At 66.9% G+C, this 21,675-nt stretch carries 25 protein-coding genes; 8 read left to right on the forward strand and 17 right to left on the reverse strand.

From position 1 onward, the window contains the following. Positions 1-46 precede the first annotated feature (46 nt). Together HF886_RS05895 and HF886_RS05900 are read right to left on the reverse strand one after the other, a co-directional pair. Positions 47-607, reverse strand: a complete 561-nt coding sequence (locus tag HF886_RS05895; protein ID WP_169651773.1) for a GNAT family N-acetyltransferase — start codon at positions 605-607, stop codon at positions 47-49. Positions 608-647: 40 nt separating this feature from the next. Beyond that, positions 648-1,178, reverse strand: coding sequence for a MarR family transcriptional regulator (locus HF886_RS05900; protein WP_296550107.1), 531 nt, complete (start codon positions 1,176-1,178; stop codon positions 648-650). Between the two features lie 91 nt (positions 1,179-1,269). On the opposite strand from HF886_RS05900, the gene HF886_RS05905 reads away from it, so the two are divergent. Next, on the forward strand, positions 1,270-1,911 hold the full coding sequence (locus HF886_RS05905; RefSeq protein WP_169620270.1) for an NAD(P)H-dependent oxidoreductase: 642 nt from the start codon (positions 1,270-1,272) through the stop codon (positions 1,909-1,911). A 54-nt stretch (positions 1,912-1,965) separates the two neighbouring features. On the opposite strand, the gene HF886_RS05910 is transcribed toward HF886_RS05905, so the two are convergent. Next, on the reverse strand, positions 1,966-2,403 hold the full coding sequence (locus HF886_RS05910) for a VOC family protein (RefSeq protein ID WP_169620269.1): 438 nt from the start codon (positions 2,401-2,403) through the stop codon (positions 1,966-1,968). A 1-nt stretch (position 2,404) separates the two neighbouring features. Next, entirely contained in the window at positions 2,405-2,977 is a 573-nt protein-coding gene (locus tag HF886_RS05915; protein ID WP_169651774.1) for a DinB family protein, read from the reverse strand. Positions 2,978-3,039: 62 nt separating this feature from the next. Between HF886_RS05915 and HF886_RS05920 the strand changes: the two genes are divergently transcribed. Further along, positions 3,040-4,002 carry a YafY family protein gene (locus HF886_RS05920; protein ID WP_169651838.1) on the forward strand — a complete coding sequence of 321 codons (963 nt, stop codon included), beginning with the start codon at positions 3,040-3,042 and terminating at the stop codon, positions 4,000-4,002. Positions 4,003-4,042: 40 nt separating this feature from the next. Here the strand turns inward: HF886_RS05920 and HF886_RS05925 are convergent, their stop codons facing one another. From HF886_RS05925 to HF886_RS05950, 6 genes are all read right to left on the reverse strand, one after another. Then, positions 4,043-4,222, reverse strand: a complete 180-nt coding sequence (locus tag HF886_RS05925) for a hypothetical protein (protein ID WP_169651775.1) — start codon at positions 4,220-4,222, stop codon at positions 4,043-4,045. Between the two features lie 184 nt (positions 4,223-4,406). Then, the gene (locus HF886_RS05930; protein ID WP_206038548.1) at positions 4,407-5,612 is read right to left on the reverse strand and encodes an ABC transporter substrate-binding protein; all 1,206 of its coding nucleotides are present in this window, start codon (positions 5,610-5,612) and stop codon (positions 4,407-4,409) included. Between the two features lie 53 nt (positions 5,613-5,665). Continuing rightward, positions 5,666-6,772 (reverse strand): branched-chain amino acid ABC transporter permease, encoded by a 1,107-nt coding sequence (locus HF886_RS05935; RefSeq protein WP_169620265.1) that lies wholly within the window; start codon positions 6,770-6,772, stop codon positions 5,666-5,668. A gap of 2 nt (positions 6,773-6,774) precedes the next feature. Continuing rightward, positions 6,775-7,653, reverse strand: a complete 879-nt coding sequence (locus HF886_RS05940) for a branched-chain amino acid ABC transporter permease (RefSeq protein ID WP_169620264.1) — start codon at positions 7,651-7,653, stop codon at positions 6,775-6,777. 10 nt (positions 7,654-7,663) lie between these two features. Next, positions 7,664-8,383, reverse strand: coding sequence for an ABC transporter ATP-binding protein (locus tag HF886_RS05945; RefSeq protein ID WP_169651777.1), 720 nt, complete (start codon positions 8,381-8,383; stop codon positions 7,664-7,666). Continuing rightward, positions 8,380-9,183, reverse strand: coding sequence for an ABC transporter ATP-binding protein (locus HF886_RS05950; protein ID WP_346765297.1), 804 nt, complete (start codon positions 9,181-9,183; stop codon positions 8,380-8,382). The genes HF886_RS05945 and HF886_RS05950 overlap by 4 nt, the downstream gene beginning before the upstream one ends. Before the next feature lie 148 nt (positions 9,184-9,331). Here HF886_RS05950 and HF886_RS05955 point away from each other — a divergent pair, with 148 nt between their 5' ends. Together HF886_RS05955 and HF886_RS05960 are read left to right on the forward strand one after the other, a co-directional pair. Continuing rightward, on the forward strand, positions 9,332-10,105 hold the full coding sequence (locus tag HF886_RS05955; RefSeq protein WP_296550095.1) for an SDR family oxidoreductase: 774 nt from the start codon (positions 9,332-9,334) through the stop codon (positions 10,103-10,105). Between the two features lie 100 nt (positions 10,106-10,205). Next, positions 10,206-10,814, forward strand: coding sequence for a TetR/AcrR family transcriptional regulator (locus HF886_RS05960; protein ID WP_169620260.1), 609 nt, complete (start codon positions 10,206-10,208; stop codon positions 10,812-10,814). Positions 10,815-10,842: 28 nt separating this feature from the next. On the opposite strand, the gene HF886_RS05965 is transcribed toward HF886_RS05960, so the two are convergent. Then, positions 10,843-11,718, reverse strand: coding sequence for an SGNH/GDSL hydrolase family protein (locus HF886_RS05965; RefSeq protein WP_169620259.1), 876 nt, complete (start codon positions 11,716-11,718; stop codon positions 10,843-10,845). Between the two features lie 153 nt (positions 11,719-11,871). Between HF886_RS05965 and HF886_RS05970 the strand changes: the two genes are divergently transcribed. After that, a complete protein-coding gene (locus HF886_RS05970; protein WP_346765298.1) occupies positions 11,872-12,834 on the forward strand; it encodes an endonuclease/exonuclease/phosphatase family protein in 963 nt (320 codons plus the stop codon). Between the two features lie 97 nt (positions 12,835-12,931). On the opposite strand, the gene HF886_RS05975 is transcribed toward HF886_RS05970, so the two are convergent. Both HF886_RS05975 and HF886_RS05980 read right to left on the reverse strand, forming a co-directional pair. Then, the gene (locus HF886_RS05975) at positions 12,932-14,080 is read right to left on the reverse strand and encodes a thiolase family protein (RefSeq protein ID WP_169651779.1); all 1,149 of its coding nucleotides are present in this window, start codon (positions 14,078-14,080) and stop codon (positions 12,932-12,934) included. A 34-nt stretch (positions 14,081-14,114) separates the two neighbouring features. Continuing rightward, positions 14,115-14,534, reverse strand: coding sequence for an OB-fold domain-containing protein (locus HF886_RS05980; RefSeq protein ID WP_169651780.1), 420 nt, complete (start codon positions 14,532-14,534; stop codon positions 14,115-14,117). 227 nt (positions 14,535-14,761) lie between these two features. On the opposite strand from HF886_RS05980, the gene HF886_RS05985 reads away from it, so the two are divergent. From HF886_RS05985 to HF886_RS05995, 3 genes are all read left to right on the forward strand, one after another. Next, a complete protein-coding gene (locus HF886_RS05985) occupies positions 14,762-15,889 on the forward strand; it encodes an NDMA-dependent alcohol dehydrogenase (protein WP_169620255.1) in 1,128 nt (375 codons plus the stop codon). Positions 15,890-15,923: 34 nt separating this feature from the next. Beyond that, on the forward strand, positions 15,924-16,736 hold the full coding sequence (locus HF886_RS05990; protein ID WP_169620254.1) for a serine hydrolase domain-containing protein: 813 nt from the start codon (positions 15,924-15,926) through the stop codon (positions 16,734-16,736). Positions 16,737-16,856: 120 nt separating this feature from the next. Then, complete coding sequence (locus HF886_RS05995) at positions 16,857-17,363, forward strand: DUF3145 domain-containing protein (protein ID WP_169620253.1); 507 nt, start codon at positions 16,857-16,859, stop codon at positions 17,361-17,363. Positions 17,364-17,485: 122 nt separating this feature from the next. On the opposite strand, the gene HF886_RS06000 is transcribed toward HF886_RS05995, so the two are convergent. From HF886_RS06000 to HF886_RS06015, 4 genes are all read right to left on the reverse strand, one after another. Then, entirely contained in the window at positions 17,486-18,919 is a 1,434-nt protein-coding gene (locus tag HF886_RS06000; RefSeq protein ID WP_169620252.1) for a carboxyl transferase domain-containing protein, read from the reverse strand. An 89-nt stretch (positions 18,920-19,008) separates the two neighbouring features. Beyond that, complete coding sequence (locus HF886_RS06005; RefSeq protein ID WP_169651781.1) at positions 19,009-20,250, reverse strand: KasA/KasB family beta-ketoacyl-ACP synthase; 1,242 nt, start codon at positions 20,248-20,250, stop codon at positions 19,009-19,011. 8 nt (positions 20,251-20,258) lie between these two features. Next, a complete protein-coding gene (gene acpM, locus HF886_RS06010) occupies positions 20,259-20,534 on the reverse strand; it encodes a meromycolate extension acyl carrier protein AcpM (protein WP_072699228.1) in 276 nt (91 codons plus the stop codon). 114 nt (positions 20,535-20,648) lie between these two features. Further along, entirely contained in the window at positions 20,649-21,566 is a 918-nt protein-coding gene (locus HF886_RS06015; RefSeq protein WP_169620394.1) for an ACP S-malonyltransferase, read from the reverse strand. Positions 21,567-21,675 lie beyond the last annotated feature (109 nt).

Below are 21,675 nucleotides of genomic sequence, written 5' to 3' on the forward strand. Positions count from 1 at the left end.
CACGGTGGAACTCATCGCGAGACGAGCCCGGCGCACCGAGAAGCGACTACCGGCGCTGTTCCCACTCGGCTCGGCTGAGGGAGTACTCGACGTCACCGTGTTCGGATCCTTCGATCGCCTCCGCCCAGTCCCCGGTGAAGCTTCGTACGAACAGCAGACCTGCCTTTTCCAGCACGCGGCGGGAGCGCGTGTTGACCGCCATCGTGTTCGCGGTGACCCGCTCCACTCCGAGGTCGGTGAACCCCTTGTCGATCAGAGCGCGCGATCCCTCCGTGGCCAGGCCCTTGCCCCAGGCGGCCCTGTTCAGTCGGTAGCCGAGTTCGACTACGGCGGAGCGATGGTCATCCAGGGGGCGGAACTCGAACCAGCCCAGGAAGATTCCGGTGTCCCTGTCTTCCGCTGCCCAGTAGCCGCGGGTGCCGAAGCACGGGTACTCGTGCAAGAGCCGTGGCAGCGTCTGCGTTCGGACAACTTCGAGGCTCGCGGCGCGGCCGCCGTTGATGAAGCGCATGACGTCGGGGTCGTTGTCGAGTGCTACGAGGTTGCCGGCATCGGTGCCGGTGAAGGGACGCAGCACCAGCCGCCCGGATTTCAGGAAGACATCCATGTCCGCGATCCTCACACGAGCGGCCGTGCCGGTTGGCGGATCAACTGTCCGTGGACTCCGGGCACTCGGCCGGACCCGCCGTGAGTGCCGCGTTGATGGTCCGGGCGGCATCGCCGAGCGCGGCGAACTGGCCGGGAGTGAGAACGTCGACGACGAGACGACGCGCCTCCCGGACGTGGCCCGGCGCGGTCTTTTCGAGCTTCGCAAGTCCGGCATCGGTGAGCCACGCTTCGGCTCGCCGACCGCCACGGACGGTGCAGCTGCGCCGCTCGACCCATCCCGACCGCTCGAGTCTGGTGATCGCGTGGGACAGGCGGGACAGGGAGCCCTGTGCCAACGGGGCCAGCTCGCTGAGAATCAGGGTGCGGTCCGGCGCCTCGGCCAGCACGGCGAGGATGTGGTACTCGAACGAATTCATCCCCGCGTCTCGCTTGAGCTGCGCGTCCATGGCGGGGGGAAGCGTCGACAGCAGTTCGACGAGGGATACCCAATCGCGCAGTTGGTCCGGTGACAGCCAGAGAGTCTCGTCATCGCCGGAGGAAGCGGATGCGCGGGTGTTTTCGACGCTCACAAGAACACCGTACCCGACGTGTTGAACATTCAAGTCGTCGCGTGTAGCGTCCGACTTGAACATTCAAGTCCGTAACTCTCGGGAGACAATCATGCACCTACTCCGTATCGACGCCAGCATTCAAGGCGACCGCTCCGCAAGCAGCGCGCTCGCCGATCTCGTTCTCGATCGGGTCACCGCTGCGCACCCGGCGGTTCCCGTCGTCCGGCGGCACCTCGGTCAGGACCCCCTGCCGTCCGACGCCTGGGGAAATGCCCTCTCCGGAAGTGCCACGCCGGAACAGGATCGCAACGAGCCGCAGCGCCATGCACTCGCCCTCGCAGAGCGACTCGCGACCGAGTTGCAGCAGGCTACGGCAGTCGTTCTGGCGTTTCCGCTCTACAACTACGGCGTCTCACAGCACGTGAAAGCATGGATCGATCTCACCGTGGTCGGCGCCGAGCACGGCGTTCGGCTTCTCGACGGCACGCCCACCGTCCTGGTCGTCACACGCGGCGGTGCGTACGGACCCGGGACTCCGCGCGACGGCTGGGACCACAGCACCGGCTACGCACGTCGGATTCTCGTCGACCACTGGGGTGCGGACCTCACGATCGTCGAGCGCGACTTCACCCTCGTCGGCGTGAACCCCGCCCTCGACGAGTTCACCGAGACAGCGGTGACGATGCGCAAAACCGCGGAGGAGTCGGCGATCTCGGCCGGCGAGTCCCTCGCCGCCCGGCACGCCGCCTAGCCGGTACGCCTCCGGGTCCGAGGCCCCGCATGGCCCGTGACTTGTGCACGACCGTCAATCGAGGCAGAACTCGTTACCTTCGGGATCGGTCATCACGATGTGTCCGGCGTCGAGTGGGGGAGCGGGCTCGTGGCGTCGAACCCGCTCGGCTCCGCGGGTCACGAGCCGCTCGGCTTCCTTCTCCAACAGCTCCATTCGGGCGTCGCCGTCCGTTTCGGGTGCCGCTCGAACGTCGAGATGCACTCGGTTCTTGACCTGCTTTCCTTCCGGAACTCGCTGGAAGAACAGTCGTGGTCCGGCTCCGTCGGGATCGACGACAGCGGACGCGTCGTTGTGGTGTTCCGGTGGCACTCCCATTGCTTCGAGTGCTTCCTCCCAGGACGCGAAACCCGGGGGCGGGGCCTGCACCTCGTAGCCGAGGACGTCGGCCCAGAACTGGGCGAGTTTTGCGGGATCACCGCAGTCGAAGGTGATCTGGATGTCGCGGGCCATGTCAGCCCACCTCCTGTCGAGTCGAACGGCGGGTGTGCAGATAGAGGTCGCGGAGCAGGCACACCTCCGAGAGGTGATGGATCAGCTCGCGGTTGATGTGCAGAACCAGGGTCGCCATCGGGTAGTCGGCGTACGGACCCTCCGCCTCCCCGCAGGGGCGGAACAATCCCTCTTCCCCGAGCGATTCGACACCGGCGGCCCAGGTCGCGTATTCCGCGTCGAGTTGGGCGAGCGCCTCGTCCGCGGTCGCGGCGTACTCGAACGAGGCGTAGTCGGTGGGTGCCCGTCCGAAGTGCGACGCGTTGCGCATCGCGAGTACTCCGACGATGACGTGGCCGAGGCGCCACGCGATCGTCGTGAACGGCGGCGCGTCCGGCTCCGGAAATGCGAAGTCGATCGTCATGGCGCCGCTGCCGGCCTGCACGGGTGCGGTGCCGGTGCCTCGCGGGCGCACGTTCCAGCAATCGGGAGCGGGTTCCCAGAAGTACTCCTCGTCGGTGAGTCCGTCGAGGCGACTGCGCACCGGGGTGGCGAGCTGGTCTCGCAGGAGAGAATTCCAGTGTCGGTCCGTCATGGGTACAAGCGTCCCCCACATTCCGGACAGGATCGTTCCGTGATCGTGCGACGATGGAAATCGTGACCGTCGAGGCGACGACCGAACGGGTGCTGCGGTTGCTGGCGCTGCTGCAGAGCCGGCCGTCCTGGACTGCCGCGGACCTCGCGGTGGAACTGAGGGTCACCGACCGGTCGGTGCGCCGCGACGTGGAGCGGTTGCGGTCACTGGGGTATCCCGTCCGTGCCACCGCGGGCGTCGGCGGCGGCTATCAGCTCGGCGCCGGAACACGATTGCCTCCGTTGCTCTTTCACGACGAAGAGGCGATTGCGACAGCGGTCTCGTTGCGGCTGGCGTCGGGAAGCACGATCACCGGATCGGCCGAGGCGTCGCTGCGGGCGCTCGCGAAACTGGACCAGGTCATGCCGCCGCGACTGCGGGCGGAGGTGCGGGCGGTGTACGGGGCGATGGAGACCTTGGTGGGACCCGACATCGAGATCGACGCCGACACGCTGATGGTTCTGGCCCGGGCCTGCCGCGACGCGGTGCGCGTGCGGTTCCGGTACACCGACCGTGACGGGGAGGACCGGGAACGCACGACCGAACCGGTGCGCTTGGTCGTCGCCGGCCACCGCTGGTATCTGATGGCCTGGGACATCGACCGCGACGACTGGCGTACCTTCCGGCTCGACCGGATGGGCGACGTGACGGCGACGACCTGGCGGTTCCGCCCGAGGGACTACCCGGACCCGATTTCCTACGTGCAACGCGCCGTCACCGAGGCGCCCTACCGATATCTTGCGCGGGTGCGGGTGCATGCCCCCGCCCACCGGGTCCGGGAATTGGTGCCGCCCCAGGTCGGCCGCGTCGACGACGAGCACGACGGTTGGTGTGTGCTCGTCGTCGGCGGGCAGGACCTGGATTGGCTCGCCATGCACGTCGCGCGACTGGGTTTCGACGCCGTGGTCCTGGAGCCTCCCGAATTACGGGAGGCGGCACGGACTCTCGCGCAGCGACTCTCGGCGATGGCGACTGCTCCGGAGTGAACCCGACCGGCGGAGTCGGTGGGCTCGGTGGTTCGACACCTCAGTCGACACCACCGCGGATCCAGTTCTGGATCCGCCAGATCACGTTGTACAGATTCCACGGGGCGACGTGGTAGGTGTCCCACTCCTGGCCCACATAGGCGGTCCACTCGGGGATCCGGCCACAGCAGATCCGGTGACCGAACCCGGTGAACAGGGTGTTGCAGAGTGCAGCGCGCATCAGGTTTCTCCTGACTCGGGGCGGCCCCGGGCCGGGGCTAGCCTTGGTGCTGCGCGTTGTGCATGGACGCGACAGTACGCGGTGCTACCGACATGAAAGGGCGTCGGCCGGGCATCCTCGTACGCTGCCCGGCCGACGCCGTCTGGGGGGGTGTCGGCAGCCGCGGCTCGACTGCCGGTGTTCGCTATTCCGCTCGGTACTCCACGACCGGATCGCCGAGAGCGTCGGTGGTGGTGTACGCGGGGCCGAAGTACTCCTGGACACCGTTGGTGACCTGGTTGACCCGTGCGCCCCCGGCACCGGAGTGATCGTCCTCGGAGAACCGGAACGGCACGAGGTTCGGGCCCGTGAAGTCGCTCGACCGGACGGCCTCGACGATCGATTCGCGGGTGGGATTCTCACCCGCAGCTTCGAGCGCCTGAACGAAGGTGTGCGCCATCGACATCCCGTAGACGACGTTGCCGTCGAACTCGGCGTCGTTGTTGTACTTGGTGTTGATCTCCCGGAACTTGGTGGTCCACTCGTCGTCTTGGCTGAAGTGCGACGGCAGGTAATTGGTGCTGAGCAATCCTTCCGCGAGCGGGGCTGCGTCACCGAGGGTCTTGGACAGGGTCAGGTAATCGCCACCGACCGAGGCGGTGGTCCACTGCGGCCGGAATCCGAGTCGGCCCGCGGTGCCGATCGCGAGGGCGGTGAAGCCGGGAATCGTTGCGAGCATGACGACCTCGCAACCCGCGGCCTGGAGCGCACCGATCTGCGGAGCGACGTTGGTATTGCTGGTGGCGTAGAACTGCTTCTCGACCACCGCGTCGGCACCGACGATCTGCTCGACTCCCGCCAGGTAGTCGCCACCCAGGTCGTCGTCCTGCCCGAGGGTGCACACCTTCTTGCCGGGGAGGTTGTCCTTCACGTACTGAGCCATGATCTTGGCTTCGACGGTGTAGTCGGCGTTGAATCCGAACGTGTTCGGGTATTTGTCGGGCTGGTTCCAGATCCGCGAACCGGACGCGACGAACAGGTCGGGAACATTATTGGTGTTGAGGAAGTCGAGCACACCGGAATGGGTGGGTGTCCCGAGACCACCGAGCAGCGCGAACACGCGGTCCTGCAGCACCAGTTCGCGCACGACCTGCTGGGTGTTGGACGGGTTGTAGCCGTCGTCGAGTGCCTTGTACTCGATGGTGCGGCCGTTGACGCCGCCTTGTTCGTTGACGTAGTCGAAGTACGCCTGGGTGGCGGGAGGGATCTTCGAGTAACCGGCGGCGGCCGGCCCGGTCAGTGGCATGTGGGTGCCGACCAGCACCGAGGTGTCGGTGACACCGGTGGTGTCTCCTTCACCGGAGGACCCTGTCGACGCGGTGCTGCCGCTGCCGCACGCGGCAAGCGTCACGGCCGTCGTCGCAACGAGAGCGACGAGGGAAAGTTTTTGTCGCCGACCTGTTTTCATATGCTGGCCTCTGCTTTCGGTGGGGTGGAGACGGAAGTGGAATCGGGACCGCGCCCGTGTCGTGGCTTACCGGTGCGCGGCCGGAGACGGCGGACTGCTGCGCTGAACAGACCTTGGAGGCCGGCGGGCGCGAGCATCACGATGAGGATGACGGCGACGCCGAAGACCGCGATCGCGAGGTTGCCGTCCAGACGTTCGGCGAGGGACGGGGACAGTTCGAGCGTGTCGGTGAGGGCGGCTACGAGTGCGGGGAGCACGACCAGAAGCACCGCGCCCCATACGGCGCCGAGAAGAGAGCCGAGCCCGCCGATCACCACGCCCATCAGCAGGAACAGGGAGAAGGTGACACCGAACGCGCCCGGGGACGCGCTCTGGGAGACCATGGCGAGGACACCGCCGCCGAGGCCGGCGGCACCGGCACTCACCACGAATGTGGTGATCTTGGTGCGGGCGACGTCGATACCCGCGAGGCGAGCGGCGATCTCGTCGTCGCGCACGGCCTGCATGCGGCGGCCGAAGTCTCCGGCAATGAGATTCGACAGCGCGAGCACAGTGAGGGCCGCGGCGACCACGGCGATCATGGCCTGCCACTGTTCGACGGTGAACGCCGCTGCGATGCTGCTCGGCGGTCCCTCCACATACGCCCACAGTCCTTGGTCGCCGCCGAGCACACTCGAGAACGTGGTGGTGATCGACGGGATCACGACGACCAGCGCGAGCGTCAAGCCCGCCAGGTAGGGGCCGTGAAGCCGTGCGGCGGCAGCCCCGACGACGATCCCGACGACGGAGGTCACGAGCACGGCAGCGACGAGCGGCACGAGCAGCACCGAAATCCCGGTGACCCCGGCGTCGCCCATCGCGTTGGAGGTCAGCGCGAACGAGTATGCCCCGCACGCCATCAGCGCTCCGTGCCCCAGCGAGAGCTGACCGTTGCGGCCGATGAGCACTGTCAGCCCGGCTGTCGCGCACAGATAGGCCGCGATGGTCGCCAACTGGTAGTTCCGGAAGGGGGGCAGTACGAAGATGATCGCGATGACGGCGACGGCGATACCGGCCACCACCGCGGCGCGCACGGCAAACGAATCGAAGCGGGAAGTGTGCATGGTCAGACCTGCCTGGCGGCGACGCCGGAGAAAATGCCTTGGGGCCGCAGCAGAAGCACCGCCAGCAGCATCAGAAGTACCGCGATCGGCGCGATGCTTCCACTGAGGTAGCCGCTGACGAAACTCAGCAGCAACCCTGTCGCGAGCCCGCCGAGCACCGCGCCCACGGGGCTGTCCAAACCGCCGATCACCGCTGCGGTGAAGGCGAAGATGAACACGAGATCCACTGCGTGCGGGTTGAGCCCGAGTTCGGTGGGTACGACGAGCAGGGCCGCGAGCCCGCCGACTGCGCCGGCCAGAGCCCACCCGAGGGTGAGCATCGCCGAGACCTTCACCCCGAGCAGTCGCGAGACGTCCGGAGCGAACGCCGAGGCCCGCATCTTCAGGCCGAGATCGGTACGGGTGAACAGCAGGGCGAGGCCGATGACCACGACACCCACCGCAGCGAAGACGAACACGTCGTACGGAGACAGCAGCGGAACCGTCCCGACCCGCAGCGGGTCGCGGCTGAACGGCAACTGCATGGGACGGAAGTCGTTGCCGTAGATCATGCCGAGTACGGCGTGGATCACCATCACGAGGCCCAGCGCGACGATCACCGCGGCTAGTGGGCGGCTGTGGTCGAGGCGGCGGATCAGCACTCGCTCGACGAGGGCACCCAGGAGGAAGCCGCTCACGACGGCGGCGAGCAGTCCGTACCAGTACGAACCGGTCGCCGACGTCACCGAATAGGCGATGTAGGTGGTGGCCGCAGCCATCGCGCCCTGCGCGAAGTTGATCACGCGGGTACCGCGCCAGATCAGCACGAGCGCGAGTGCGAACGCTGCGAAGACGGCACCGCGCGCGAGACCGTCCACGGTGAGAAACAGGAATCTGTCCATCGGTTGCTCCTCAGAAGCCCAGGTACGCGGTGCGGAAGTCGCTGTCCATGACGAGTTCCGCGGCCGAGGTGGCGACGACGACGCGGCCCAGTGCCAGCACGATCGCCTGGTCGGCGATCGGAAGCGCACTGTGAACGTTCTGCTCGACGAGGACCACCGTCAGGCCGGTGCGGTCCCGCAGGTCGCGCAGGACCGACATGATCAGGTCGACGATGCGCGGCGCAAGACCGAGCGAAGGTTCGTCGAGCAGGAGCAGCGAAGGCCGCGCGACCAGTGCCCGGCCGATCGCGAGCATCTGCCGCTCGCCGCCGGAGAGTTGATGGCCGCTGCTGGTCCGGCGCCGGGCGAGAGGCTCGAACATCTCGTACATCTCGGCAATGGCGCGAGTGGTGTCGGCGCGGTCCTTGCGCCACAGTCCGCCGAGACGCAGATTTTCCTCGACGGTCAGTTCGCCGATCACGCCGCGACCTTCGGGCACGTGGGCAACCCCGTGGTGCACGAGTTTCTCCGTCGGGACACCGAGCACGGACGTCCCCGACACGCTGATCGAACCCTGGACCGCCGGCAGCATTCCCGACAGTGCCCGCAGCAAGGTTGTTTTCCCGGCGCCGTTGGCGCCGACGACAGCGGCGATGGTGCCGGACGGGACGTCGAAGCTCACCTCGTGCAGGACCGGTACGGGACCGTATCCGCCCGTGAGGTTTTCGATCCGGAGCAACGGAGAGGTCACGCTGCCTCTTTTCCGCCGAGGTAGGCCGCCGCGACCAGCGGATCGGCACGGATCTCGTCGGGGGTCCCCGCGGCGATCACCTTGCCGAAGTCGAGCACGACGATGTGGTCGCACACCGACATGATCAGGTCGACGTTGTGTTCGACGAGCATCACCGAACGCGATCCGTCGCCGCGCGAAGGCAGTTGGCGGATCAGAGTCCCCAACTCTTCGATGTCGCTGCTGTCGAGACCGCCTGCCGGTTCGTCGAGAAGAAGCAATGTGGGATCGGAGATCAGAGCGCGCGCGAGCGCGACCTTCTTGGCGACCGCGTAGGGGAGTGCCGGCGGGAGTGCCTGTGCGTACTCTCCGATCCCGAACTCGTCGAGCAGTGTCGCGGCGGAACTGCGGGCGGCGAGCTGGGTGCGGGCGCCGTACGGCAACCCGAGCAGGCCGGTGACGAACGACGCGCGGTGCGACACCGACGCTCCTGCGGCGACATTTTCGAGAACGGTGAGCCCACCGAAGAGCCCGAGTCCCTGCAGGGTGCGCGCCACTCCATGCCGGACGAGGCGGTGCGGGGCGGGGCGTACCGGCCGGCCGTCGAGGGTCAGTGTCCCGGCGTGCGGGCGCAGGAACCCGCAGACGACGTTGAACAACGTCGTCTTGCCTGCGCCGTTCGGTCCCATGACGCCGACGACCGAGCCGGCCGGCACCTGGAGCGACACGTTCTCGAGTGCGACGAGGCCACCGAAACGGACTTCGATGCCCTCGAGACGGAGGCGGTCCGGAGGTTCACTCGGGGTAACGATTGATTGCACAGCGGGTGCACTTTCTCTCGGGCCTTCTCCGGCCTTTCGGGCGTTCTGCCGGGTCTCGGTGAGATCGACGTCACTTTTCAGCGACAGGTTACAACACTCCGAGTGTATGTTCCTACTGTCCGGAGGGATCGTTTTCGAGAGAGGAGTCGTGACGGTGGTCGTACCCATCGCCGGGACCCCGGGCCGGCTCGAGGGCCGGGTCGCGGTAGTGACCGGGAGCAGCCGGGGAATCGGATTCGGAATTGCCGAACGTCTCGTGGCGGAGGGCGCACGGGTGGTGCTCACGGCGCGCTCGCCGGAGCCTCTCGCCGAGGCGGTCACAGCACTGGGAACCGATGTCGCGTGCGGCGTGGCCGGCAAGGTGCACGATTCCGCGCATAGGGACGACACGATCGCCACGGCCGTCGACCGCTTCGGCAGAGTCGACATCCTCGTCAACAACGCCGGCACCAACCCCGTCTACGGGCCCCTGTCCGATCTCGACCTCGACGCTGCCCGCAAGATCCTCGAGGTGAACGTGCTCGGTGCCCTCTCGTGGACGCAGCGCTTCGCCAAGGCGGCCACCGAAGGTGGTGCGGTCGTGAATATCTCGTCGGTGTCCTCGTTCTCCCACGCGCCGGGAATCGCGTTCTACGGCGTCAGCAAGGCGGCGCTCAACCAGCTCACCCGGTCTCTCGCCGCCGAACTCGGACCGACCATCCGCGTCAACGCCGTCGCACCCGCCGTCGTGAAGACGCGGTTCGCGGCCGCGCTCTACGAGGGACGGGAAGAGCAGGTTGCGGCGCGATATCCGATGCGACGGCTCGGTGTGCCGTCGGATGTGGCGTCGGCGGTCGCGTACCTCGTGTCGGACGATGCCTCCTGGGTCACCGGCCAGGTCTTGTCGGTGGACGGTGGCGGGCTCACGGTCCCGTCCGCATGAGAGTCGGTGCGCACCGCTTCGTGCGGCCGGCAAGCACCCTCGTAGGCACTGGCAGAATGCAGCACAGCAGTACACGAACGACGCAAGTGAGGAATCGGTAGTGACCAGCACCTCGGACGGGCGGACCGCACGCGGGGAGCGCACCCGGCGCGCCGTGATCGACGCGCATATCGCCCTGATCGAGGCGGGAGAACTCAAGCCCACCGGCGCGCAGATCGCGGAGCACGCGGGTATTTCCCTGCGCTCGCTGTGGGCCAACTTCAGCGATCTGGAAACGCTGTTCGGAACCACCGGTGCCGAACTGCTCAGTCGCCAGGACGCGATGTTCGTACCGGTGCCGCCCGACCTCGATCTTCCGCAGCGGGTGGACAAATTCTGCGCGCAGCGCGCGAGACTGCTCGAGTTCATTGCTCCGTACGCGCGGGCGGCAGGGTTGCGGGAGCCGTACTCGCGGGAACTCCGGACCAATCGGCTGCGGCACATCGGGCGCGTGACGGACGAAATCGAGGCGCTGTTCGCCCGAGAACTGTCGCCTCTTCCGTCGGCGCGTCGTACGCAGGCGGTCCAGGCGCTCGGAATCGCCAGTACGTGGGCGTCGTGGTCGGTGCTGCGCGACGAATACGGCCTCGCCGTTCCCGACGCCACAGCCGTGATGCGCCAGACGGTCGCCGCTCTTCTGGCCGCTGCCGTGCACGCCTCTCTCGGCTAGTGCGGCACACGCGGGCGGCGCGTCGGTGTCACTTCAGCAGAGACGCCACAACCTGATCCGCCGCATTGCGATGCCCGGCGGCGTTGGGATGCAGCGGGATCGCTTCGGCGACGGGCGACAAGCCTTCCATCCACCTGGTGTCGGGATCGGCGCACACATCGTGCCCGACCGTCGATCCGGTCAGATCGACGAACTCGGCACCCGATTCCTGCACCTGCTGACGCATGGCACTGTTCAACCGGTCCAGCTTGTTCTGGAGATAGGTCGCGTCCTCGGGCCACAACCGCTGCTCCGGGAAACACCCGCCGTCGCGGACAGCCGTGGGATAGCCGACGAAGACGATCTTCGCATCCGGTGAGCGTTGCCGGATCTCCGCGGTGATCGTTTTGTAGCGGGGGACGAAGGCGTCGATCGCGGCGTCGACGCGGTCGGCGCCACCGGCGGTGTTCGTCGCCGCGCAGGACTGCCCATTGGGGGGTGGCAGCAGATTGATGCAGCCCGCGGCGAGTTGGACGAGTCCGATGTCGTTGCCGCCGATGCCCACGGTCACCAGGTCGGTGTCCGGCGTCAGCGCCTCGTACTGGGGTGGGACACCCACGCCGCGGAACGTCGCCTGGGATTCCGTCAGATGGCCGCTGACCGCACCTCCGCACGAGACGTCGACGAAACGAGAGACATTGAGTACCTCTGCGACCAGGGTCGGATAGTTGCTGGCCGACCGTCCGCACTCCTCCGACACCGTGGGCGGAATACCGGGACCGGAGGTGAACGAATCCCCGAGCGCAACATACGAATCGTAGAGCGGGGTGGCCGACGCGGGCTGGGATGCGGGTATCCAGGTGACCAAAACGGCTGTGGTGGCGATGGATCCGAGGATTCCAGCGAGAGCGATGCCTGTGCGCACGGGACGACTCCGGTGTTGTCGGCTGTCGCTGGTATCGGCGACGTGTCTCGATGATGATCCGGCGGGGTCGCGGCGCTGTCAAGAGATTCCCGTCCGGCAGCCGAGCACAACCCGGCATCACGGCACGAACACCGTCGTGCTTGTCTGTCGGATGTGACGACGACGTGGGTGCGCGCGGCAATCGGAGTGGGTGCATGGGTCGCAACCTCGATCGGTGCGACCGGGATCGCGTTGCATGTCAGCCCGTCGTCGGCGCGAGTTCTCGTCCTCGCCGCGTCGGGCGCGCCCTATCTGATGGTGTGCGCGCTGTTCGGTGTCCTGGCGTTCTCGGCTCTCGGGAACCGGGCCGGAGTGGCGGTCGCGGGCCTGGTCGTCGTGGGTGCGGCGGCGACCCAAGCGCCGCTCTACATCGGTGACGCGGACCCCGCTGAAGGCCCTGTGGTGCACGTGATGCAGACGAACATCCTCTTCGGAGGGGTGGACGCCGCTGCCGTGGTGACCGAGGTACGCGACCGGAACATCGGACTGCTCACGGCCGACGAACTCTCGCCGGAGGCACTGGAGGCACTGGAGGCAGCGGGTCTCGGCACAGTGCTGCCTCACCGGCATCTCTCGCCCGGGCCGGCCGCGAACGGAACGGGGATCTGGAGCGCCTACCCGCTGTCCGACACCGTCGAGTACGACGGGTTCGTGATGAGCCAGGTCTCCGCGACGGCGGAGATTCCGGGCGCCGGGCCGGTCGGCGTCTACGCCTTCCATCCCGTGCCGCCCGTCGTCGGCACGGACGTGTGGGCCGACGAACTGTCCAGTCTGCACGACATTCTCGAGCAGGAACCCGGGACACGCCCGGCTGTCGTCGGCGCCGATTTCAATGCGACATACGATCATTCGCAATTCCGGGTATTACTGTCGGGCCGCTTCGGCGATGCCGCCGATCAGGTGGGTGCGGGGCATCTGCGCACCTACCCCACCGACAAAGGGATCCCGCCCGTGGTCGGCATCGACCACATTCTCGTCGCAGGTGGATCAGCGACCGAGGTGGAGACGGTAAGCGTGCCGGGATCGGACCATCGTGCGGTGGTCGCGCAACTGCGTCTCGACGGCGTGCCCGAATAAGCCGCACGGGCTTCGAGGGAACGAAAAAAGAGGCGGCGCCGCTGTGGCGGCGTCGCCTCCTTTCCGGCTGCGAACAGCAGTTACGTAGCGCGCACGATCAGAGGGACAGGATCGACGCGGCGGCCGTTCCGGGGGCTCCGTAGACCTGGGCCAGTCCGACCTTCGGCTCTCCGGGCACCTGGCGATCGCCCGCCTGGCCGCGGAGCTGCACGACGAGCTCGTGCACCTGGCGAATGCCGGACGCGCCGATCGGCTCACCGTTTGCGATGAGACCACCGTCGGTGTTCACGGGCAGCGAGCCGCCGATCTCGGTGGCGCCCTCCGCGACCAGCTTTTCCTGGTCACCGTCGGCGCACAGCCCGGTCTCGGCCATGTGGATGACCTCCGCACCGGCGTCGGTGTCCTGCAACTGCGCGATGTCGACGTCCTCGGGCCCGATGCCGGCCGCCTCGTAGGCTGCCTTCGCGGCGTACACGGTCGGAGAGACGTCCTCGTCCACTGCTGCCCACGTCGCGTGCACCTCGTAGGCGCCGTACGTGCGGGTACGAATCGCGGTGGAACGCAGGTACACCGGCTTGTTCTCCGTGTACTTCGATGCCAGATCGCCGCGGCACATGATGACTGCCGCAGCGCCTTCGTCGGGAGCACAGAACATCTTGGCGGTGAGCGGGTAGTTCAGCATGGGTGATTCGAGGATCTCCTCGACGCTGAATTCGGTGCGCCGGAATGCCTTCGGGTTCAGTCCGCCGTTGCGGTAGTTCTTGGCGGCGACCCGGGCGAGCGTCTCGTGGGAGATGTTGTGCTCGAGGGTGTAGCGGTTGGCCTTCATGCCGAAGAACTTCGTGGTGACGAACTGGCCGTTCTCGGCGTACCACGCCGGCAGGCCGAGCATGGCGGGGTCGGCGGTGAACGCACCGCGCGGGTGCTTGTCGGTGCCGACGGCGATGCCGATGTCGTACTTCCCGGACCGGATGCCGTCCGCGGTCTGTTCGATCGCACTCGCGGAGGTGGCGCACGCGTTGAACACGTTGGTGAAGGGGATGCCGGTCAGGCCCACCAGCCGGGTCACGGCGTCGGTGTTGTCGACCTCGTAGCTACCGCCGATACCGAACTGGATGTCTCGCCACGCCACACCCGAATCTTCGAGTGCGAGCTGGATTGCGTCGGCCGCCATCTCGATGGCCGACTTGGTGCCGAATCTGCCGAACGGGTGAAGGCCCACACCGATGATGGCAACGTCGTTCATAGTTTCAAGGACTCCTCGATCGGGTGTGTGCTGGTCAGATCGGCTCGAACGCCCACGTGACGATTTCGGTCCCGTCCTCGTCGACGTAGAACGGCACGAACGTGAGTTCGAGCTCCATGCCGGGCCGCAGCTCGGCGGGATCCGACTCGGTCAGCCGCGCCTCGACCCGCACGACATCGCCGAGCTGGACGAGGCCGAACGTGAACGGTGTGAAGGTGGCGGCGGTTTCGTTGCCGGCGTACGGCTGCTTCGGGACGAATCCCTGTGTCGTCCAGGCGACCAGGGTTCCGCGCCGGGGGAGCAGCAGTTCCGACACGTTCGCTCCGCTGCACCGCGGGCACCGCGGTTGCTGCGGCCAGGTGGTGGCGGCGCAGTCGGCGCAGTGGCTGCCGACGAGTTGGGTGTCCTCCGCCGGCCAGGTCGAAACGTCGGGCGCGAGCGCCTTCGTCGTCATAGGTCATCCTCCGTTGTTCGGTGCCGCCGCCCCGTGTCCCGAGGACTGCGGCCATGACAATCACGCTAGACGGAAATTGCATTCTCCACAATGAGAGCACCATATCCGACGCCGGGTCGCGGGCGGAGCGCGCCATGCGCGCGGAAAGCTTTATAGAACCTGTTCCAATTACGGAGGAATGTGGTTATCGTCACGTGCACAACTTGCAATGCGATGGAGGGCGTCAGATGAAGACCAAGGGTGCAGTGCTGTGGGGGCTCGACGAAGCGTGGTCGGTCGAGGACATCGAGCTCGGCGATCCCGTGGCGGGTGAAGTCCAGATCCGCATGGAAGCCGCCGGCATGTGCCACTCCGACCACCACATCGTCACCGGCGCGACGCCCATGCCGTCCTTCCCGGTCATGGGCGGGCACGAGGGATCCGGCGTCATCACGAAGGTCGGCGACGGTGTCGTCGGTTTCGAGGTCGGCGACCACGTCGTGCTGTCCTTCATTCCCGCGTGTGGACGATGCCCGTCGTGTGCGAGCGGACACTCGAACCTGTGCGATCTGGGCGCCGGACTCCTCAGCGGTCAGGCGATCTCCGACGGCAGCTACCGGATCCAGGCGCGCGGCCAGAACGTCATCCCGATGTGCCTGCTCGGGACGTTCTCCCCGTACATGACCGTGAATCAGAGCCAGGTCGTCAAGATCGACAAGGATGTGCCGTTCGAGCTCGCCGCCCTGGTGGGTTGCGGCGTTCCGACGGGCTGGGGTTCGGCTACGCACATCGCCGACGTCAAGCCGGGCGATTCGGTCGCGATCATCGGTGTCGGCGGCGTAGGTATGAGCGCGCTGCAGGGCGCGGTCGCGTCCGGTGCCCGCTACGTCTTCGCGATCGATCCGGTGCCGTGGAAGCGTGAGCAGGCCATGAAGTTCGGTGCCACCCACACCTACGCGTCGATCGAGGAAGCGATCGTGCCGATCATGGAGGTCACCTGGGGACGTATGTGCCAGGAGACGATCATCACCGTCGGTGAGATGAAGGGTGACCTGGTCGACCCGGCGCTGACGCTCACCGCGAAGGGCGGCAAGTGTGTCGTCACGGCCATGGGCTTCATGTCGGACATGGACGTCAAGCTGAACTCGTTCCTGTTCTCCATGCTGCAGAAGGATCTCAAGGGCAACATCTTCGGTGGCTGCAACGCCCGCGTCGACATCCCCCAGTTGCTGGACCTCTACAAGTCCGGTCAGCTCAACCTCGCGGACATGGTGACCCGCACGTACACGCTCGAACAGATCAACGACGGATACCGGGACATGCTCGACGGCAAGAACATCCGTGGCGTGATCCGCTACACAGAAGCCGACTGGTGACCTTGCTGCGCCCACCATCTCGTACCCTGGGTCGGTGCGCAGTCTCGAAGTGATATCCGAATGGCCCGTCGACCATGCCGCCGCCGCTGTCGTCACTCGCGACGGCGGCGTGGTTGCGTCCACCGGAGATCAGCGGGCGGTGTACTCGCTGGCCTCGGTGACCAAACCCCTCGTCGCATACGCGGCTCTCGTGGCGATCGAGGAAGGGGCCATCGAACTCGATCAGCCCGCAGGCCCGCCCGGATCGACGGTGCGGCACCTGCTCGCCCACGCGTCGGGGCTGGCGTTCGGAGAGCGCACCGTCGCAGCCGAACCCGGGCGCAAGCGCATCTACTCGAGTGCGGGCTTCGAGGTTCTCGGTGAGTTGATCGCCACCGAGAGCGATATCGCGTTCCCGGACTACGTGACCCAGGCGGTGTTCGAGCCTCTCGGGATGGGCGACTCGAGCCTGCCCGGTCCGGCGGGCCACGGAGGCCGTTCGTCGGCCGCGGACCTTGCCGTGTTCGCGGGGGAGTTGCTGGCCCCGACACTCGTCTCCGACGTGCTGTTCGGTGAGGCGACCGACGTGCAGTTTCCGGGGCTGAACGGATTGGTGCCCGGATACGGAATGTTCAAGCCCAACGATTGGGGGTTGGGTTTCGAAATCCGCGGCGAGAAGAATCCGCACTGGACCGGCACAAAGAATTCTTCCCGTACATTCGGGCATTTCGGCCAATCGGGGACATTTCTCTGGGTAGATCCCGAATTCGGCGCGGCATCTGTGGTACTTACCGATAGGGACTTCGGAGACTGGGCAAAACCGCTCTGGCCTGCACTGAGTGACTCGGTAATCGCTGAACTCACATAAACCTCTTTCGTTTCCTGGCGAAACACTGGCAACAGGAGCACACTTGTTCCCAGTCGCATGGAGAAACCTTCGCGCAGAGGCCGTTGGGGAAGACGTCCTCGTCGAACCGGAGGTGTATCTATGCGCGTATCCAATCAGTTCGCGGATGTGACGACCGGGGTGATCTATATCCACTCTTCGCCCGCCGCGGTCTGTCCACATATCGAATGGGCGCTGGCTGCCACGCTGAGCAGTCGCCCGGAACTGACCTGGATCGGTCAGCCCGCCGACGTGGGCGTGCTGCGGACCTCCATCGACTGGGTCGGTCCGGTCGGCACCGCCGGCCGCCTCGCGGAGGCTCTGAGTGTGTGGCCGATGCTGCGCTTCGAGATCACCGAGAATCCCAGCGAGGGTGTCGACGGCGAGCGCTACAGCTACGTTCCCCGGCTGGGACTGTGGCGGGGGTGCGCCAGCGCGAACGGCGACGTCGTCGTCGGAGAGATGCGTCTGCGCGCCATCCTGGCCTCGTCCGACGCCGCCGCCGAAATCCACCGGGCGCTGGGGACGGCATGGGACGACGAACTCGAGCCCTATCGCAGCGGTGCCGAGGGCGCCGAGGTGACGTGGCTCCGGCGCGACGTCGGCTGAGCGGTACCGTGCCTTCGACCTGACACCTCCTGCACCTCTCCGCTACGACGCCGGCGCCGCCACCTCGGTTCGAAGGTGGCGGCGCCGGCGTCGGCGTTCGGTGCTTACAGCCGGTTCGGTGCTTACAGCGGAATGTTCTTGTGCCGCCCGCGGGTTGCAGGCGCTGCTGCCAGCGCCGCAGCCAGGGTGCTCCGCGTCTTTGCCGGGTCGATCATCTCGTCGACCACGCCGATCGAGATGGCGCGACCGACGCCTCCCGCGATGGCTTCGTGCTCGGATGCGAGACGGTCGTGCAGGGCCTCGCGTTCCTCTTCGGGAGCGGCAGCGAGGGCCCGCTTGTGGAGGATCCCCACCGCGGCCTTCGCGCCCATCACGGCGACCTCGGACTCCGGCCACGCGAACACTGCTGTCGCACCGAGGGCGCGCGAGTTCATCGCGATGTACGCGCCGCCGTAGATCTTGCGGGTCACCAGGGTCACGCGGGGCACACGGGCTTCGGCGAACGCGTGCAGCAACTTCGCTCCACGGCGCACGACGCCCTCCCATTCCTGGCTGACGCCGGGAAGGTAGCCCGGCACGTCGACCAGCACCACCAGGGGAACGCCGAAGGCGTTGCACATGCGTACGAAACGCGCCGATTTCTCGGCACTCTCGGAGTTCAGGCACCCGCCGAGGCGGAGCGGATTGTTGGCGATGACGCCCACGGTGCGGCCGCCGAGCCGACCGAAGCCGGTGACGATACTGCGAGCCCAGCCACCCTGCAGTTCTTCGAAACTCGATTCGCCTTCGACGTTGTCGAGGAGTTCGTGGACGATCGGGCGCACGTCGTAGGCGCGGCGCGGTGACTCGGGCATGAGCGCGCGCAGATCGGTGTCTCCGAGGGCTGCGGCAGCGACGTCGAATTCGCCCTGTTCGGCGAGCATCGACACGAGACGCCGTGCCCGGTGCAGTGCGTCGGACTCGTCGTGGGCCGCGATATGGGCGACACCCGACTTCTTGGTGTGGGTGTCGGGGCCGCCGAGGGACTCCATGTCGACCTGCTCGCCGGTGACACTGCGTACGACGTCGGGTCCGGTGACGAACACACGTCCTTCGGGCGCCATGATCACGATGTCGGTGAGCGCCGGGCCGTATGCCGCGCCACCTGCGGCGAAACCGAGGACGACGGAAATCTGGGGGATGGAACCGGATGCGCGCACCATCGCCTCGAAGACGAGGCCGACGGCGTGCAGCGCTTCGACGCCCTCCGCGAGGCGCGCCCCGCCGGAGTGGAAGAGCCCGATGACAGGCGCTTCGAGTTCGAGGGCGGTGTCGATCGCCGCGACGATGTGCTTACACCCCTCGACGCCCATCGCTCCGCCCATGACGGTCGCGTCGGAGCAGTACGCCACTGTCCGGACGCCGTCGATGCATCCGATCGCGGCGAGGACGCCGGACTTGTCCCGGGCGTGGAGCAGCTCCGTGCTGCCCGAGTCGAAGAGTGCCTCGAGCCGGCGCAGAGGATCGCGTGGATCCGTCGAATGGGCGCGTTGTTTAGCCGGATCCAGGATGGTCATCGAGTGCTCCTCGGTCGAGCGCGGTGGTGGTGGGCCGCGGTGGAGGCTCCGGGGAGCCTCCACCGCAACGGTGGGACGAGCGTGTCGGGTCAGGCCCGACCGAACGCGAGTGCCACGTTGTGCCCACCGAAACCGAACGAGTTGTTCAGCGCGAAGTCGATCTGTCCGTAGCGGGCTTCACCCTTGACCACGTCCAGGTCGATTTCTGGATCCTGGTTTTCGAGATTCAGCGTGGGCGGAATGACTCCGTCACGCAGACTCAGGACCGTAAGTACTGCTTCGAGTGCACCGACCGCGCCGATCGAATGTCCGAGTGCGGACTTCGGGGCATAGATCGCTGCATGATTGCCCACTGCGGCGTTGATGGCCTTCGCCTCGGCGATGTCGCCGATCGGAGTGGCCGTCGCGTGTGCGTTGACGTGCCCGATGTCGGCCTTGGTGAGGCCGGCGCTTTCGATGGCCCGCGTCATCGCACGGGCCGCTCCGGTGCCCTCGGGATGCGGTGCCACGATGTGGTACCCGTCCGAGGTGATACCCGCGCCGAGGATCCGGGCATGGATCGTCGCCCCGCGCGCTTTCGCGTGTTCTTCGGATTCGAGCACCATCAAGGCGCCCGCCTCACCGAAGACGAAGCCGTCGCGGTCCTTGTCGAAGGGCCGCGAGGCGCCCTGCGGGTTGTCGTTGCGAGTGCTCAACGCCCGCATCATGGCGAAGCTGGCGAGACCCACCGCATCGAGCTGACTTTCGACACCACCGGCGACGGCGATGTCGGCATCACCGTTCGAGATCATGCGGAACGCGTTCGCGATCGCTTCGGAACCCGAGGAGCACGCCGAGACCGGTGTGATGACACCGGCGCGGGCACCGAGTTCGAGACCGACCGTGGCGGCCGGTCCGTTGGGCATGATCATCTGCACCGCGAACGGCGACACCTTGCGGTAGCCGCCGTCCCGCAGCTTGTCGACAGCGTCGATCAGCGACTCACCACCACCGAGACCGGTGCCGATCACGACCGCGAGCCGGTCCTTGTCGACGTCCGGGCTTCCGGCGTTCTCCCAGACCGTCCGGCCGAGAGTGAGGGCCAGCCGTTCGACGAAGCTCATCCGCCGGACCTCGACCCGGCTGAGCGACTCGTCGGGGCTCACCTTCAGCCGGCCGCCGATGCGGACCGGGAGGTTGTACTCGTCGACGAAGCCGTCGAGTACACCGATCCCGCTCTCACCGGCCAGGAGTGCCTTCCAGCTGGCATCCACATCGCCGGCGATCGACGTCGAAGCCGCGAGGCTCGTGACGACGACGTTGCGCAATGTCCGAGGAGAAGGGGAAGTCACGGTTGGGCTCACTCGTTGTCGTTCGTGGCCTGAACGCCCTCGGCCTCGAGCTTCTGGATGTAGTTCACGGCGTCACCGACGGTGCGGAGGCTGGCGAGGTCCTCGTCGGGGATCTTGACGCCGTACTTGTCTTCGGTCTGCACGGCGATCTCGACCATGGACAGCGAGTCGATGTCGAGGTCGTCGACGAAGGACTTGTCGACGGTCACCTCGGAGGGCTCGATGCCGGTAACTTCTTCGATGATCTCCGCGAGGCCGGCGATGATTTCTTCCTGAGTGGCCACGTCGTGGCTCCCTTCGTGATGTACCGACTATGTCGTGTGAAACCGGCCGAATGTTTCCGGCCGGACCCGGAAATTTCCCGGATGTGCCCGTGCTGCGCGACGGTGCGCAGCAACCTAACCGAGTTCGAGTGTTTCGGCCAGAGCGGAGATGTCCGCGGGTGTTTTGAGGGCAGCAGTGGGTGTGCCGCGCATTTCGCGCTTGGCGATGCCCACGAGCGTGCCGGCGGGGGGAAGCTCCACCACCGTGGAAACCTGGGCGGAACGCAGGTGTGCTGTGCACAGGTCCCAGCGCACGGGGCGGGTGACCTGCGCCGCGAGTCGTTCGAGCGCTTCGGCGCCGGAGGTGACCGGTGCGCCGTCGAAGTTGGACAACAGGGTGCGGGTCGGATCGCTCGGGGCGATCTTCGCCGCGGCAGCGGCAACCGCATCCTGCGCGGGTGCCATGAACCGGGTGTGGAAAGCGCCCGCGACCGGCAGGGCACGGACGCGTGCTTTCGCGGGCGCGTCCGCGGCGAGTGCCGCAAGTGCTTCGAGGCGTCCGGCCGCGACGATCTGACCGGCGGCGTTCATGTTGGCGGGCGTGAGGTCGAGTTCTTCCAGGCGTGCGAGCACCTCGTCCTCTGCGCCGCCGAGTACGGCGGACATACCGGTGGGCTCGAGCGCGCACGCCTTCGCCATCTCGCGTCCGCGGATCGCGGCGAGTCCGACGGCCTCGTCGGTGCTGATGACGCCGGCCATCGCCGCAGCGGCCAACTCGCCCACTGAATGGCCGGCAACGATCACGTCGCCGGGTACCAGACCCAGGCGTTCGAGTTCCTCGAAGGCGAGCAGGGCGGTCGCCACGACCAGTGGCTGAGTCACGGAAGTGTCGGTGATCTCGTCTGCTGTTGCAACGGTGCCGAGGCGCTCGAGGTCGAGACCGGATGCCTTCGACCACAGCGCAATGCGGTCACGGGCACCGGCCTGCTCCAGCCACGGAGCAAGCATGCCGGGTGTTTGGGACCCCTGGCCGGGGGCAAGCAGCGCAATCACGAGCACCAGCGAACACCCTCAGCGCACTGTTGCGAGATGTCGGTGGGAATGAAAGCTTGTGCCCGGATTTGTAGGGATCTTACAAATTCCCACGTGGGCGTCGGCTATC

It is taken from the genome of Rhodococcus sp. 105337 (genome assembly GCF_012844225.1).
Taxonomy (GTDB): Bacteria; Actinomycetota; Actinomycetes; order Mycobacteriales; family Mycobacteriaceae; genus Rhodococcus.